This is a genomic window from Streptomyces sp. NPDC060205 (assembly GCF_042728395.1).
Taxonomy (GTDB): Bacteria; Actinomycetota; Actinomycetes; order Streptomycetales; family Streptomycetaceae; genus Streptomyces.
Genome location: NZ_JBHWZP010000217.1, coordinates 1 through 15,883 on the forward strand (window position 1 = coordinate 1; position 15,883 = coordinate 15,883).

The 15,883-nt window shown below is 74.4% G+C and carries 13 protein-coding genes; 7 read left to right on the forward strand and 6 right to left on the reverse strand.

Annotated features, from left to right (window positions below):
* Positions 1-147, reverse strand: a 147-nt coding sequence (locus ACFWGJ_RS30165) for an RsmD family RNA methyltransferase (RefSeq protein ID WP_387331006.1), incomplete at its 3' end; no start/stop codon positions are given.
* A 127-nt stretch (positions 148-274) separates the two neighbouring features.
* Here ACFWGJ_RS30165 and ACFWGJ_RS30170 point away from each other — a divergent pair.
* From ACFWGJ_RS30170 to ACFWGJ_RS30200, 7 genes are all read left to right on the forward strand, one after another.
* Positions 275-2,590 (forward strand): hypothetical protein, encoded by a 2,316-nt coding sequence (locus ACFWGJ_RS30170; protein ID WP_387330977.1) that lies wholly within the window; start codon positions 275-277, stop codon positions 2,588-2,590.
* Positions 2,591-2,594: 4 nt separating this feature from the next.
* The gene (locus tag ACFWGJ_RS30175; RefSeq protein ID WP_387330980.1) at positions 2,595-3,842 is read left to right on the forward strand and encodes a hypothetical protein; all 1,248 of its coding nucleotides are present in this window, start codon (positions 2,595-2,597) and stop codon (positions 3,840-3,842) included.
* Positions 3,839-6,970: a GTPase-associated protein 1-related protein gene (locus ACFWGJ_RS30180; protein ID WP_387330983.1), complete on the forward strand. Its 3,132-nt coding sequence runs from the start codon at positions 3,839-3,841 to the stop codon at positions 6,968-6,970. Before ACFWGJ_RS30175 ends, ACFWGJ_RS30180 begins: the two co-directional genes overlap by 4 nt.
* Positions 6,967-8,586, forward strand: a complete 1,620-nt coding sequence (locus tag ACFWGJ_RS30185) for a hypothetical protein (protein ID WP_387330985.1) — start codon at positions 6,967-6,969, stop codon at positions 8,584-8,586. The genes ACFWGJ_RS30180 and ACFWGJ_RS30185 overlap by 4 nt, the downstream gene beginning before the upstream one ends.
* Positions 8,587-8,833: 247 nt before the next feature.
* Entirely contained in the window at positions 8,834-9,496 is a 663-nt protein-coding gene (locus tag ACFWGJ_RS30190) for a tellurium resistance protein (RefSeq protein WP_387331009.1), read from the forward strand.
* Entirely contained in the window at positions 9,490-10,395 is a 906-nt protein-coding gene (locus ACFWGJ_RS30195) for a protein phosphatase 2C domain-containing protein (protein ID WP_387330988.1), read from the forward strand. The genes ACFWGJ_RS30190 and ACFWGJ_RS30195 overlap by 7 nt, the downstream gene beginning before the upstream one ends.
* Entirely contained in the window at positions 10,396-11,739 is a 1,344-nt protein-coding gene (locus ACFWGJ_RS30200; protein WP_387330990.1) for a protein kinase, read from the forward strand. It begins immediately after the preceding gene.
* A 60-nt stretch (positions 11,740-11,799) separates the two neighbouring features.
* Here the strand turns inward: ACFWGJ_RS30200 and ACFWGJ_RS30205 are convergent, their stop codons facing one another.
* From ACFWGJ_RS30205 to ACFWGJ_RS30225, 5 genes are all read right to left on the reverse strand, one after another.
* On the reverse strand, positions 11,800-12,123 hold the full coding sequence (locus ACFWGJ_RS30205; RefSeq protein WP_387330993.1) for a hypothetical protein: 324 nt from the start codon (positions 12,121-12,123) through the stop codon (positions 11,800-11,802).
* 79 nt (positions 12,124-12,202) lie between these two features.
* Positions 12,203-13,699 (reverse strand): hypothetical protein, encoded by a 1,497-nt coding sequence (locus tag ACFWGJ_RS30210; RefSeq protein WP_387330995.1) that lies wholly within the window; start codon positions 13,697-13,699, stop codon positions 12,203-12,205.
* Between the two features lie 57 nt (positions 13,700-13,756).
* A complete protein-coding gene (locus tag ACFWGJ_RS30215) occupies positions 13,757-14,800 on the reverse strand; it encodes a ketopantoate reductase family protein (protein WP_387330998.1) in 1,044 nt (347 codons plus the stop codon).
* A gap of 12 nt (positions 14,801-14,812) precedes the next feature.
* Positions 14,813-15,202, reverse strand: coding sequence for a DUF4440 domain-containing protein (locus ACFWGJ_RS30220; protein ID WP_387331000.1), 390 nt, complete (start codon positions 15,200-15,202; stop codon positions 14,813-14,815).
* Positions 15,195-15,752, reverse strand: coding sequence for a DUF1697 domain-containing protein (locus tag ACFWGJ_RS30225; RefSeq protein ID WP_387331003.1), 558 nt, complete (start codon positions 15,750-15,752; stop codon positions 15,195-15,197). The genes ACFWGJ_RS30220 and ACFWGJ_RS30225 overlap by 8 nt, the downstream gene beginning before the upstream one ends.
* Between the last annotated feature and the right edge of the window lie 131 nt (positions 15,753-15,883).

Sequence of the window (15,883 nt, forward strand, 5' to 3'; positions counted from 1 at the left end):
GCTGAGCGCCTCCAGGCCGACGGCGCCCGATCCGGCGTACAGGTCGAGGACGCGCTCGCCCGCCAGGGGGCCGCCCAGGAACTGCGCAGTGGGGGCTAGGGGGCGGAGCCCCCATGTGTGGACGGGAATGGGGAGGGGCGGGCTCAGGGCTTTACTTCAGGCACACGCGGCGCACACAACCCCTCCCACCTCGCCGGATTGCGAAAGTCACTCCCCCTAACCCCCCAAATCTGATGGGATGTCGGTCGCAGACACGACCGGGGGAGCGCGACAAGTGGCAGGTCTGGAGTTCGGACATCACCTCGGCCTGCCCCGAGCCCTGTCCGCCCTCCCCCTCTCCCCCCTGACCCCCGGCTACACCCACCTGCAAGCCACCCAACACACCGCAGGCCTGCGCCACATCGGCGAACTCCTCGCCCCCGGCACGACCCTGCGCGTCCTGGACGGCGTGTTCGTCCCCCTGGGCACCCGCGGCCAACGCCACGTCAATGACGCCCTGTTGGCCGACCTGGCCCGCGGCACAGGCCCGAAGGCCACCCTCGCAGCCGCCCTCGCCGACCTCCACCGCGACGACCCGCAAGCCCTGCGCAGAGTCCTGCTGTACCAACTGATCGGCCTCCTCCAGGACCACCCGCGCGGCCAACACCCGGACACCGCGATGGCGTTGGGTGTCCACCCGGACGAAGCCGCGGGCCTGACCGCCGCCGCCCGCATCCGCCCCGTCCTGGACAAGGCGCAGCGGGCCGCCGCCGAGTCACTGGCCGACGCGTGGGCCGAACACCGTCTGCGTCGCGTGCGCAAACTCCTGGAGCGGCTGCCGCCGACCGGCCGCGACCCGTCGCTCGACGCGCTCCGCACGACCCTCACCCGGCGGCTGGGCCACGCGGACGCCGCGCTGGACGCGGCCCGTGCCGCCGAGCGGGCGGGCGACACCGAGGCCGCGACGGAGGAGTATCTGCGTACCCTGCGTCTCGCCGCGGACGACCGCAAGGCCCTGTTCAGCCTCGTACGCATCCACCGGCCCCGCCCCGGCGACCGCGCGGAGCGGCTGCGGTGCGCGCTGCGCCCGGAGTCGGCGGCGCTGGCCTGGGACGCGGCAGAGCCCGGCGTCGCCTGGCGCATCCTGCGGCTCCGGCGCACCGGGCGCGGCAGCACCGAGGTACGCGAGGTCCGCCAGGTGCCCGCAGGTGCGACCGGCCCGGGCGGCGTGTGCGGCACGGAGGACCGCGCGCTGCCGCTCGGGAGCATGGTGCGTTACGTGGCGCTCCCCCTGCGCGAGGGCCGCGTGGACGGCGTACCCCTCGTCGCGCGCGAGCTGTCCCTCACTCCCGAGGTGAGCGGTCTCGCGCTGACGGACGGCCGGGAGCGGATCGACGGCACCTGGCGGACACCGCCCGGCGCCACGGAGGTGACGGTCGAGCACACCGGTCCCGACGGCCCGACCGGGTCGCTCGGCTGCGACAGGGAGCGGTTCGCGGCCACCGGGCTGCCGCCGGGCCCGCACCGCTTCCGGGTCGTCTGCCACTACCGCACGCCCGAGGGGCAGACCGTCGCGTCCCCGGGTGTCGGGGCGACCCGCACCGCACACCGCTGGCCCGATCCCGTACGGACGCTCACGGCCACGGCCGAAGGTGAGGCGATCCGGTTCGCCTGGACGGGCGGCGGCGGGGGCGCCCAGGACGGCGTGCGCGAGGAGGGCGCGGACGTACGGCTCGTGTGCTGGCCCGGTGAAACACCGCCGCCCGGCGCCGAGTTGGCCACCGCCGAGCTGCCCGAGCCGCTCCCGTGGCCCCGCCCGCACGACGGCGAACCGGTGCTGTGCCCACCGCCCGGCACCCACGCCGAGGTCGCGGCCGTCGCCGTGCTCGGGGAACGTGCCGTGGCCGGGCCGACCGTGACCGTGGAGGCGCCCGTCGCCGTGACCGGGCTGAGCGCGCGGCGTCAGACGGACGGTCAGGTGCAGGTGGTCCTGGACTGGCCCGACGGCACCGGCCTGCTGACCGTCAGCTGGACGGAGGACGGCGGGCGTACGGGTCAACAGGCCGTCGCCGCGCACCAGTACCGGCGCCAGGGCCTGCGGCTGCCGGTGGGCCGGGGCGGTGTCCGGGTCAGGGCCGTGCCCGCGCCGCGCGCCTCGGGGTCCGTGGTCGCGCTGCCGTCGGCCGCCGAGACGGTTCTTCCGCCGGACACGTCGGTCGCGTACCGGCTGGTGCCCGCGCCGCGCCGGATGCTGCGGCGTGGCAAGCCCCTGATCCGCGTCACCCTCTCCGCTCCGGACCCCTCCCCCGGCTCCTCCCCGGACTCTCCTCCCGCCCCACACGCCGAGGAGGCTCTGCCCGCATCGCCCGCGCAGCTGCCGGAGTTCGTCTGTGTGGCGCGCAGTGGCACGCTGCGGCCGCGCGGGCCCGCCGACGGCACGACCGTGTTCCGGATCGCCGGTGCCGAGCTCCTCGAACTGCGCACGGTCGAGCATGAGTTGACCACCGAACCCTGCCCGGCTCCGTACACCCTGCGCGGGTTCCTGCTCGGCGCGCACGCCACGTCCGTACGACTCGAAGAACCGTCCCCCGCGACCCTGGTGGTGCGCTGAACCCATGACGACCGTCATCTGCCCCTACTGCTTCGCCCGTTCGTCGGCCGCCGGGCTGCCCTACCGCTGTCTGATGATCCCGGGCGGGGTGCGCGGCTCGCAGCCGTGCGGGCCCGAACGCGACGACGTGTGGGCCGAGTTCATGGGCCCGAGCATCCCGCCGTCGGCGCGGATGCGCGGCCCGGTCTTCACCCGGCCGCGCTCACCGGTGTCCAGGCTGCGGCCCGCCGCGAACGCGGGTCCCGCCGTCTGCCCGGGCTGTGGCGTGACCACGACGGTTCGGGTGTGCGGCTCCTGCCACAGCGATCTGCCCAGCGACTACTGCGAGCAGGACAGCCGGATCATCGCCCTGGTCGGCGCGAAGGCCTCCGGCAAGAGCACGTACGTCGCCGTGCTGGTCAACGAGTTGAACCGGCGGGTCGGCCAGGCCTTCGACGCCTCGCTGGCCGCGATGGGCCAGGGCACGCAGCAGCGCGACAAGGAGATGGCCCAGGACCTGTACGAGCGGCTGCGGCTGCCGGACGCGACCCGGCCCGCCGCGCTGGGCTTCAACGATCCGCTGCTCTACCGGCTGAGCCTGCCCCGGCGCGGACGGCTCGGCACGGGCAGCCGGCACACGACCCTCGTGTTCTTCGACGCGGCGGGCGAGGACCTCGCGGGCGCCGACGCCGTGGACCGCTACACCCGCTACCTCAGCGCGGCCGACGGCATCATCCTGCTCGTGGACCCGCTGCAACTCGGTTCCGTGCGCGACCGGTTGCCGCTCGGCGACGGGCCGCCGCTGCCCGCCGTGGAGACCCCGCCGCAGCAGATCGCGGCGGATCTCGCGACCCAGTTGCGGGCGCACGGCCGGGGCGGCTCGCGCGGCCGGGTCAGCACACCGATAGCGGTGGCCGTGACGAAGACGGACATGCTGAAGCCGCTGCTCGACCCGCACTCGCCGCTGCTGAACAGCGCCACCCACGAGGGCGGGACGCTCGACGAGGACGACCGGCTCGCGGTCCACGAGGAACTGCGCTCCCAGCTCGCCGACTGGGACTCGGGAGCGCTGTACCGGCAACTGGAGCGCGACTTCGCGGAGTTGTCGCTGTTCGGTCTCTCGGCGCTGGGTGCGCCGCCGCCCGCCGACGCCCCCGCGGACGTACCGAAGTCGGGGCCGCAGCCGTTGCGCGTGGAGGATCCCCTGCTGTGGCTGCTGGCCCGGCGCGGGCTGCTGCCGGTGACCAACGCACGGAAAGGACAGTCCAGGTGACGCTCTCCCAGCTCCACTACACCTCCGCGCCGCCGGGGCCCGACGGGTCCGGCTTCCGCTTCACGGCGGTCAGCGAGGACGTGCCGCAGGGCGTGCTCAGGGAGGCGGAGCAGCTCATCGGGTACGAGCCGCCGCGGGACTCCCCCGCACGGCCCGACGCCGGCGAACTCGGCGACTTCCCCACCGCGTTCAGCTTCAGCGAACTGTCCGACGGCGGGCGGCTGCTGAGCCGTTCCGTGTACACGGGCGTCGACTACAGCGGCCGGTGGGGCAACTTCCACGCCCACGCCCTCCATCTGCCCGCAGGGGGGCGGCTGCCGGACGGCGCGCTGCCCATCGCGGCCTGGGAGTCCCGGCGTTGGGCGCGGGTGACACCGGACGGCGGCAGGCCCGAGCCGATCGACCGCTTCGAGCCGTCGGGGCTCATGCAGCACGAGGCGCTGGTGGCCTTCGCGGTGTCCCGCGCCGACCGGCTCGCGGCGGTCCTCGCGGACGTCCGGGCGGTCGCGGACGACCCGGGGGCCGGGCAGGTCGTGCTCGTGGAGCGGGACAGCGCCGCCGTGGCCCAGTGGATCGCGCTCGCCTGCGCGGTGCTGCCGCGCGAGCAGGCGCACCGGTTGACCTTCACGACGTACACGCGGCGGCCCGTGCAGGCCAGGCAGCAGATCATCGGCGTCCTGCCGTCGTCCGAGAGCGTGGCGTACGGCCATCGGCACCGGGTCCACGACTGCACCCGGCCGCCCGTGCCCGCCGCTCCCGGCACGTCCGCCGGGGCCGGGGCGGACCCCTGGGCGGAGGTGTGCGCCCGGGTGTGGCGGGCGGGCAGGCCCGATCTGTTCCGGCGGCACGGGCCGGACCTCGGCTCGCTGGCCGCGGCGGCGCTCACGGCTCGCGTCCCGCTGCCCCCGGCCGCGCTCACGGCGGCCACGCACTGGGTCCGCGACCGTGCGGGCAGCCTGCCCGAGGACGAACTGGCCGAGTTCGTCACGGCGTTGTGCGAGGTACGGCCGCCGGACGGTACGCGGACGGCGGCCGAGGCGCACCCCACGGGTGACTTCGTCGCGGGGCTGACCTCGCTGTTCGAACGCCTCGACGGGCAGGTGCCCGCCTTCGTCTCCGCGCCGCTCGCCGCGCAGGTCCTGACGGCGGCGGTACGCGGCGACGGGCCCGTCCCCGTCGTCCACGGTGCCTCGTTCACCCCCGAGGCACGGACGCGGCTCGGGGTGGAGCTGGGGTACGCGATCCGCTCGGGCGTCGCCGACCCGGCGCAGCCGCCGGCCGGGCGCCCGCTGGGTCTGCTGCGCGTCGCCGATCTGCTGGAGGTCGACTGCACCGACCTCCTCCCGGACCTCGCGGCCCGGCTGGCCCAGGCCCTCATGGACCTCCCCGAGGCGCGGGTGCACCCCTCGGCCGCGGGCCGGGAACCCGGTACGGACAGCGGGCACCCGGGGCGGCGTACCCCGGCGGCGACCGCCGGCCGCGACGGGGCGGTCCCCTGGTGGAGCACCCGCACGGGCCCCACCCAGCTCGGAGCCGGGCACGGGGCCCGGGCGCTCAGCGACACCGGCATCGCCCCCGGCACCGGCCACGACACCGCCGCCGGCACGACCGGCCCCGGCGGTCCGGCCGACGCCGCTGGTCTCGCCGGTCCGGCGCATCCCGGCGGGCCCAGCGGCCCCGGGGGCGCGGCGTCAACCGGCCGGCCCAGCAGCGACGGCGGACCTGGCGGTCCCGGCGGCCCGGGCGGACCTGGCGGACCGGCGTCGGCCAGCCGCCCCAACCACCCAGGCGGACCCCGCTGGCCCAGCAGCGCGGGCGGACCTGGCGACCCCGGCGGCCCGGGCGGACCTGGCTGGCCCAGCAGCGCCGGCGGACCCGGCGACCCTGGCGGCCCCGGCGACCCTGGCGGCCCCGGCGGACCCGACGGCCCCGGCAGGCCCAGTGGTCCCGGCGGAGCGGCGTGGCCCGGTGGGGCCGGCAGCCCCGTCGGGGCCGGGGAGCTTGCCGGGCTGCGCGACGCCGTCGCCGCGCACCCGACCCTGCGGATCGCCCTCTTCGGCGCGCTCGACGCGATCTCCGCAGACCGGCCGGTGTCCGCCGCGCGGATGCTGGCCGTCGCGGATCTACCCGTACGGGATCACCCGGGGTTCCCGCATCTGCGGATGTGCGCGTCGAACGCCCTGCCCACCGGCGTGGGCGACCGGATGACCGCGTTCCACGGCGTGGTGCGTACCGCCGCGGTGTCGTTGCACACCGAACCGGCCGTCCTGCGGACCGCGGTCGAGCTGGTGTGGCCCGGCGAGCTGCCCACGGGGCAGGAGGCGAGCCTGCTGCTCAACGAACTCGGCTCCGACCTGCACCGCGCCGCCGGCACCAGGGACCTGCTGATCGACGCCGCGCTCGCGGCGCCTGCCGACGACCGCGACATCCCCGCGCTCGCCGTCGACCTGCTGCGCTGCTTCACCACGGAACTGGCACCGGAACAGCGCGCGGCACTGCTGCTGCTGGAGTTCGCGGGACTGCTCGGCACCGAGGGCGAGGGACTGGACTGGGTGCAGCGCGCGGCGGCGCTCGGCGCGAACGCGCGCCCCGTGCCCGCGCCGGTCCTCGAACGGGTCCACCGCGCCCTCGCGCGCCGTCTGCTGCGCGGCTCGGCACCGCCCGGCGAGCTGTACGCGCTGGCGCTCTCCGGTGACGCGGCGCTGCTGGCCGCGTACGAACGGAGGGCGCAGTCGAACCGGGTGGGCGACCGGCTGCGTACCGTACCCGGCTATGTCGCCGACTGTTTCTGCGACTGGAGTTCGCACGCGGGCGCGCACCCGGCGTGGGACGAGACCTGTTCCGCGCTGCTGGCCAAGGTGCTGCGGCCCATCGTGCGGGCGCTGCCCGCCGAGGATCTGGCGCAGGTGGAGTCGAGCCTGGACCGGGCGGGCCGCGGCAAGCTCGACGCCTTCCGGGCGTGGAACCGGCCCGGCACGCTCGGCCGCCTCGCGGGCCGGTTCACCGGCCGCGGACGCGCCAAGGACGGCGGCCGGGACAGCGGTCGGGACGGTGGCCGGGACAGCGGTCCGGCCCCGCGGTACGGGGACGTGGCACCCCCTCCGGGCGACGGCCGGGAGTACCGGTGAACGTCGTCGCGCAGTACATCCTCGGTTTCCTCGCGCTGGTCGCGGCCGCCGTCTGCTTCGGGCACGCCCTGTGGCAGCTCCTCGCCCTGGGCGTGCGGGCGGTGTGCTCCGCCCTGGGCCCCCGGCAGGAGGGCCTGCCCGACACCCGTATCCCGGCCGTCGGCGGCAGTGGAGGCGGCGGTGAGCCGGCCGAACTCGCCTACTGGTGGCGGCAGATGTGGGTGGACGCGGCCACCGCGGGCGGCTTCGGCATCCGGGTGGTCTGGCTGCGGTTCACCGGGCAGTGGACCCAGCACACCACCGCGAGGCTGTTCCGCGGCATCCGTTCCAACGGGCTGCCCGAGCGCAACTCGTTCAAGCAGCTGGGGATGTGGCTCGTCGCGCCCGGCACGTTCCTCGGCGCCCTCGTGGGCGCCACGCTCACGACCGTGTTCCTCGCGCTCGCGCTGACGGTCTTCGCCCTGCTGCTCGGCCTCGTGTGGCTGGGCGCGGCCGGGACGGCGCTAATCCTGCGGGGCGTGGACCGGGGCTGGGCCACGGCTCTGGGGATCCGCGTCAAGTGCCCCTATCCGGGCTGCTACCGGCCGGTGCCGCTCGCGGTGCACCGCTGCCCCGGCTGCCGCAAGGCGCATGCCCGGCTGCGTCCCGGACGGTACGGGGCACTGCGGCACATGTGCTCCTGCGGGCAGCGGCTCGGAGCGAGCCGGCTGGCCGGCCGCGGCCGGCTGACCGCCCTGTGCCCGCACTGCGACCAGGTGCTGCCGGACGCGGTGGGCACCACGCGGGTCGTGCACGCGCCGCTGGTCGGCGGCACCTCGTCGGGCAAGACGATGCTGATGGCCGCCATGGTCGAGGGCCTGCACGCGTGGTCGCGGCGGAGCGACCTGCGGGTCGAGTACGCATCGACGGACGACCGGCAGACCGCGAACACCCTCAACCAGGAGCTGACGCAGGGCACTTGGGCGCACGCCACGACGGGCGGGCAGCCCCGCGCCTTCATGCTGACCGTCACACTCGGGCGCCGCCGCCGGCTGCTCTACCTGTACGACCCGATGGGCGAGTCCCTTGAGGACGCCGAGCGGGTGCGCGCCCAGCACTACCTCGCGCACACCGACGGTGTCGTCCTGGTCGCGGACGTGCTCGCCGAGCCGACGGTACGGACGAAGCTGAGCGGCACCGACGCCGACCGGGCCACCGCCGCACGGCCCTCGCCGCAGGGCCCCTGGGAGACGTACCAGCGGCTGGCGGGCGAGCTGTCGGCGCTCACCGGGCGGCGCGGCAGACTGTCCGTGGCGACGGTCGTCACCAAGCGGGACGTCCTCGACCAGCTCGACTCCCTGCCGGTGGCCGGGGCCCGGATCGACACCTGGCTCACCGAGATCGGCCTCGGCGGGCTGGTCCGCGCCCTCAGCCACGATTTCAAGTCCGACCGCTACTGGGCCGTCAGTGCCCACGCGGCCACCGGCGCGGGCTCGCTGGACAGCGAGCAGCGGCGGGCCGCCGAGCCCGTGCTGTGGCTGCTGGCCGCGTCGGGCCTGCGCACGGGTCGGCTGGTCGGCCCCGACCCGGCGGCCGGCCCGAAGGACCCGAAGGAGAAGAAACTGGAGACCGCATGAGTCCGGAGACCGCATGAGCCCGGAGACCGCATGAGTACCGTGACGCGGCACATCAGGTGGGGGCGCCGCACGGCCCTCGGCCTGTTCGTCACCGCCCTGGTCCTGACGAGCGCGCTCCTGGTCGCGGGCGTCCTGTACGCGGTGCGCTGACCGACGCGCGCCTGCCCGCATACGAGACCCGAATACGGAACCGACCCATCCACACCTCACGGAAGGACACGCGGTGAGTGACATCCCCGGCGGGCCCATGGCGAACCGTCCGGTCCACTTCATCTGGCTGCTCGACTGCTCGTACTCGATGCAGGGCGAGAAGATCGCCCGGCTCAACTACGCGATCCGGGAGGCCGTCCCGGAGATGCGCTCGGTGGCCCACGACAACCCGGCGGCCCAACTGCTGCTGCGTACGGTCACGTTCTCCACGACGGCCACGTGGCACCACCAGACGCCCGTCCCCGTCGACGACTTCACCTGGCAGGACGTCGAGGTGGACGGCATGACGAACCTGGGCGAGGCGCTGCACCTGGTCTCGCGCGAGCTGCAGAGCCCGCCGATGCCGCAGCGGGCCCTGAAGCCGGTCCTCGCGCTGGTCTCGGACGGTGTGCCGACCGACGACTGGAAGGCGGGTCTCAAGGCGGTCGACGCGACACCCTGGGGGCGCAAGGCCGTCCGGGTCGCGATCGCCATCGGCCACGACGCCGACCGGTCCGTGCTCCAGGAGTTCCTGGCCAATCCGGAGCTGCAGCCGCTGGACGCCAACAGTCCCAAGCAGCTCGCGGCGGCGATCCGCTGGGCCTCGACGGCGGCGGTCAAGGCGGCCTCGCAGCCGGTCGCCGGTTCGGGGGACCCGCTGGCGAAGCAGCCGTTCGCGCCGCCGGTCCTCGACGACGACGATGACGACGACGTGTGGTGACGGCACTCGTACGGCGCTGGGCCACCCTCGCCGAAAGCGTCCAGGGGACCGGGAAACGGCAGAACCAGGACTGGTACGCGTTCTCCGGGACCGGTTCCTCGGCCGATCCCCTCGTCCTCGCGGTGGCGGACGGCCACGGCTCGGCCGCGCACGCGCGCAGCGCGCTCGGGGCGCGGTTCGCCGTGGACCGGTTCGTCGCGCTCGCGACGGAGTTCGGCCGCGCGGCCGACGCCGGCCACGAACCGGGCGGGCTCGCCCGGCTGATGAACTACGCCCGCAACGACATGCCGCGCGCCCTCGTCCAGTCCTGGCGCGAGGCGGCCCTCGGGCACTGGTCGCGGCACCGCCCGGTGGCCGACCTCGGCCTGCCCGAGCCCGGCACGGACGAGAAACTGACGCTGTACGGGACCACGCTGATCGGCGCCGTCGTGACGCCGTGGCTCCTGACGGCCTGGCAGATCGGCGACGGCGATCTGGCGGTGGTGGGGCACGACGGCTCGGTGGACCGGCCGCTGGCCCCGGTCGAGGACGACCTGGGCGACGAGACCGAGTCGCTGTGCGGGCCGCAGGCGTGGCGTTCGGTGCGGACGCACTGGGCGCCCGTGTTCGAGGAGGCGCGGATCCCGCGGCTGGTGGTGCTGTCCACGGACGGTCTGTCGAAGAGTTTCGCGTCGGGGGACGGCTTCACGGAGTTCGTCGGTGGCATGGACGAGCGGCTCGCGACGGAGGGCTTCGAGGGGGTGCGGGACGCGCTGCCCGACTGGCTGCGGCACGCCTCCCGGTACTCCGGCGACGACACGACCCTGGCCGCGGCGCTCCTGCACTCGTACGCGGCCCGCCCGCAGCCGAAGCCCGGCACCGGGCCCGACCCGGAACCCGAACCGAAGAAGGAGAGCTAGATGACCGGCATGCTCGACAGCGGCACCCGCCTGACCGTGGAGACCGGTGAGGAGGTCCAGGTCGTCGACATGCTGGGGGCGGGCGGCCAGGGCGAGGTCTACCGGGTGAAGACGTCCGCCGGCGAGAAGGCCCTCAAGTGGTACTACCCGACCTGCGCGACCCCCGAGCAGGAGGGGATCGTACGGGAACTGGTGTCCCGCGACTTCGACGACGACCGCTTCCTGTGGCCCGAGGCGTACGTGCCCTGGCACCACGGCTCGTTCGGGTATCTGATGGGGCTGCGGCCCGACCGCTTCAAGGGCCTGCCCGCGCTGTTCCGCCGCCAACTGCGCACCAGCACAAGGGCGTTGCTCACCGCGTGTCTCTACACCGTCGAGGCGTACCAGGCGCTGCACTCGCGCGGCATCGCCTACCGGGACATCTCCTGGGGCAACGTCTTCTTCGACCCGGACACCGGTGACATCCTCGTCTGCGACAACGACAACGCGGTGGTGGAGGGCGACGCGAGCGGGATCTCCGGGACGATGGAGTTCATGGCGCCCGAGCTGGTGCGCGCCGAGCCGGGCGCCCGTCCCGGTACGCAGTCCGATCTGCACTCGCTGGCCGTGCTGCTGTTCATGTTCCTGATGAACCATCACCCGCTGAAGGGCAGGCGGGAGTTGGCGATCCACTGCCTGGACGAGGCCGCCGAGCGGAAGCTCTACGGGAAGAACCCGCTGTTCGTCTTCGATCCGGCGGACGACTCGAACGAGCCCGACCCGATGGAGCACGCGACCGTGCTGGCCACCTGGGACGCCTCCGCGGGCGCCCTCCAGGAGCTGTTCCGGCGCAGCTTCACGGCCGGGCTGCACGATCCGGCGGTCCGGGTGCGGGAGTCCGAATGGCGCGACGCGCTGCGGGCGGTGCGGGACGCGGTGGTGGAGTGCGCGTCCTGCGGGCGGCAGAACATGACGGAGCCGGGCGAGCCCCAGCCTGCGACGTCCCGTCCGTGCTGGGGCTGCGGGGCGCTGCTGGTGCTGCCGCCGCGTCTGACGGTGACCACTCCCCCGCCGCGCACCGAGCGCCACATCCGGCTGCCGCGCGCGGCCCGGGTGCAGGCCCACCATCTGCAGGCGGAGCCGGCCCGGCACGACTACTCGGACGCGAGCCTGGTGGCCGAACTGGTGGAACACCCCTCGAAGCCGGGGCGCTTCGGCATCGCGAACCGCAGCAGCAGGACCTGGGCGGGCACGCGCTCGGACGGTACGTCCCAGCAGATCGGCCCCGGCCAGACGGTACCGCTGCGCGCGGGCCTGGAACTGGACCTGGGCGACGGGACCCGCGCGGTCGTACGGGCGAAGTGAGCGCCCCGGATCACGGGTGAGAGGGCTGCCCCGGGCCACGGGTGAGGGGGTGAGCCGGGTTCACAGGCCGAGGACCCGGCTCAGCTCCTGGGCGAGCGCGAGGCCTCCGCTGCCGGCCGCGACGCCCACGGAGATCGTGTCCAGGGCCGAGCGGACCCGCCCGCGGTCCGGGGCAGCGCCCTCCTGCTCGGCCCGCGCCAACTCGCCCCGTACGACCTCCGCCTGGGCGACGAGGGGCGGGTTCTCGGTGCGCAGCCGCTCCACGAGTTCGGCGGCCAGACGCAGCGACTGGGCCGCGTCCGTCCCGTTGTTGACCTCGATACGGCCGTGGTCGCCGAAGTTGGAGGGGCCGTTGATGTTGCCGTGGAAGTTGAAGGTGCTCATGCCTTGCTCCTGATCGGGGTGCTGTTCGCCGGACGCGCGGGTTCGTCGAGGACGGGCTCGCCGAGGGGGCGGGGGCGGGTCACGGTCCGCCGGCCTGGCCCGCGCCCGGATGGCCGCCCTGCCCCTGCTGCGGCTGGCCGCCCGCCATGGTGATCTGGCCCTGGTTGCCGATGTTGCTGGGGCCGTTGATGTCCCCGGAGATGTTGTAGGTCTGGGTGCTGATGATCTGCTGTGCCTTGTCGAACGAGCCGGTGTCGACGTTGTGGTCCTGGAGGAAGCGCTCGGTCGCGACCAGGACGCCCTGCTGAAGCCGGAACAGGAAGTCCTGCGCGTCGGTCTTCTCCGAGTAACCGGCCGCGTCCCAGTCACCGAGGCTCTCGCGCAGACTGTCGAACGCCCCGTAGTCGTAGACCAGATGGCGTTCCTTGATCTCGCGGCGGGTCCTGGCCAGCGCGCGCTCCGCCTCGCGGTGGAACCGGCGCCGGGCGCGCAGCCGCCGGGAGGCTCCGCGCAGTTCGGGCCAGACGTGCGTGGTGGCGTACGAGACGAGGCTCCACCAGCTCTCGGCGCGGGCGACGGGCAGGTGGTCCACCCGGTGGAAGCGGCCGTGCAGCGGCGGGATCGCGTACGCGGCGACCTCCCAGGTGAGGCTCGGCCGGTGCAGTCGCGCCCGCAGATACATGGAGACGATGGTCCGGCCGCCCTCGCCGACCCGTTCGAGGCAGAGGTACGTGCGCATGCCGGCGCCGGGGCTCTGCAGGCCCGCCTGGACGAGCTGCCGGGGGATCTGCGCGCGTGGGTGGCGGGTGCGGTCGGGCAGCAGGTCGGGCAGGTGGAGGGCGTTGCTGCCGAGCACGTACAGGCGGTTCCTGGCGCGCAGTCCGTCGAGGCCGGAGACTCCCTCCATCTCCCGGGCCACGTAGGTGTGCAGGTCGACGGCGTCGAAGGGGCGGACGGTGAGCTTGCCGCCGGTGGGCGAGTCCGCGGGCCTGCTGACGTCGATCGGCTGCCAGAGCGTTTCCTTGATCTTGTCGCCGCTGCCGACGAACGGGTTGGTGCGCTCCGCGGAGTCGGTGTACGGGATCACGTTGGCCCGCTTGAGGTCGTGCAGCCGCGCCTCCGCCTCCTGTTCGACGGCCGGGGCGAGGTTCTCGGCCTTGTCCTGGCTGCGGTAGACCTCCTGGGCCGCGGCCCGGGCGCGCGCCTGGTCGTGGTGGACGAGCCACCAGGCGGCGGCCAGGACGGCCACCGGCCCGTACACGGCGATCATCGCGATCGGTCCGTGGCCCTTGACCAGGGCGACCAGTCCGGCGAGCAGCGCGGCCCAGCCGGCCGCGAACAGCCAGGCGAGCTGACGGTCGAGCGCGGCGCGGGCCCTGACGGCGACGCGCGCGTGCCGGGCGAGCGCGACGAGGTTGATGCCGAGCGCCGGGCCCATGGCGTTCAGGCCGTCCCCGGTGAGCCGGTGGTCCGCCTCGTGCGCGAAGGACGCGTCGAGATGCACCGACGCGCACAACCGCCGCGTCACCGCGTCCTTGCGCATCTTCGGCAGCGACGGCAACTGTCTTCCGACCATTCAGGCCCCCCCACCCCGTAATCGCCCCATCACCCTAGGGATACAAGGGGCCGTGTGTCACGGAGTTGCGGCACCGGAGATCGGGAGCGCCGACGAGAGGGCCGCGTCGGCCAGCCGGACCAGCTCGGCCACCGGCATCGAACCCGCCGCCCGCCGCTGCCGCGCGAACTCGTTCGCGAGGCGTCGCAGCAGGTCGTTGAGGGGCGTCGGAACCCCGTGCAGCCGCCCCAGCAGGGCGATCTCACCGTTCAGGTAGTCCGCCTCGATCGTGCCCGTGCCCCGGCTCAGCGACTGCCAGGACGAGCCGCCGCCGCGTACCGGTGCGTCGTCGAGCGGTACGAGGCGCATCTTGTCGGCGCGGGCCTCCTTCTGCTCCTCCTGCGAGGCGTACGCGATGCCCGCGGCGGCGAGGACCGCCTCGCCCTCGGCGCGTACCCGCCCCCGCAGCGCACGGGCCTCCGCACTGTCGACGACCCCGCTGACGGCCTCGGTGGCGTTGGCGAGGTTGGCGAGCAGCTTGGCGTACTGCCAGCGCGTCACATCGGGCACCACCGGCGCCTCGAAGCGGGACGCGGACAGGTCGGCGGCGACGGCCCGCGCGGTGTCGTCCGTGCCGTGCGGGAAGCGGCCCAGGTGCAGGATGCCGGTGAGGGGCGCACCGGCCGCGGACACCACGCCCGGCTCGACGAAGGTGGCGGGCAGCCACACGCACACCCCGTACACCCGGTGGAAGCGGCGCAGTGCGAGCCGCTGGCTCTCCACGCCGTTCTGGGCGCACAGCAGCGGCAGCCGTTCGGCCGCCGTACCGCCGCCCGCCACGGGGACGGGTCCCCATTCCTCCAGCGCCGCCACGCTGTCCTGCGTCTTGACGGCGAGCACGAGGACGTCCGTGGGACGCAGTTCGCCGAGGGCCGACGGACCGTCGACCGTGGGCAGCCGGTGGGTGCGGGTCCCGTCGGGTGTCACGAGCCGCAGTCCGCGCTCGCGCAGCGCGTCGTGGTGCGCGCCGCGCGCGACGAGCACCACGTCGTGTCCCGACTCGGCGAGGCGTCCGCCGACGGCCCCGCCCACGGCCCCTGCTCCGATGATGATGTAGCGCATGGGCCGAGCCTGTCACACCGTGAACGGCGTGCCCTGGTGGAAGTACAGGAGCCATCGGCCGTCCGCCCGCCTCCACAGCGAACTCCGGTGTACGCGGCGGCCGTCGTCCTCCGTGTCGAAGGTGAGGTGGACGACGTCCGCCGAGAGCTGGACGCCTCTCATCCTGGAGACGGACACAGGGGCCGTCTCTGCCTCCGTCTCCGTCTCCGTGGTGAGCATGTCGATGATCGCGGCCCGGTCCCAGTGCCGGCCGGAGGCGCCGAACTCGTGGAAGTCGGGGTGCAGCAGCGCGTCGGCCAGTTCGGGCGAACGGCGGACCTCGGGGTCCAGGAGGCGCAGTTCGCCCGCGACGGCCGCCTCGACGGCCGCTGCCGGGCTCTCGTCGCGCCGGGGCTCACTCACCGGTCAGCTCCACGAGTTTGACGACCGTGTTCCAGTTGCGTGTGGTGGCGACGACGCCCTTCGTCACCCGGGGCCTCGCCAGGCTCTCCGCCAGCTTGGAGCGGCCGAGGCCGTCGGGGGCGTACAGATACAGGACGCGGTCGCCGAGGCGGAACTCCTCGGGCAGGAAGGTCTTCTCGTCGACCGACGCGAAGCGTTCGGCGTCGACCGGCGCCGAGAAGTACGTGACGTGCAGTTGCTTGGCCTCCAGTTCGGCGGCCGGGAACGGGCAGGCGTCGAGGACGGCCCGCAGATACGCGTGGTCGCGCACCAGCACGTCGACAGTGAAACCGAAGTGGTCGGCGAGGGCTCCCGCCAGCTCCTCGGCGAGGGAGTCCTCGTCGCCGTGGTCGCTGGTGAACACGGCATTGCCGCTCTGCAGATACGTGCCCACGCCGCCGTGCCCCAGCCCTTCCAGGAGGGTGCGCAGCTCGGCCATCGGCACCTTCCGGCTGCCGCCCACGTTGATCCCGCGCAGCAGCGCCGCGTACGTCGTCGTCCCCGTCGTCATCCGCACACCCTAGGCCCAGGGTCTGACAGTCCCCCTGGAGCGGCCGTCGTGCCCCGTGGGGGGGGGGACGACGGCCGCCCGGGCGGGGTGGGCCGGCCCCCCCCCCGGTTACGAACCGGGCCCTCGGGGGC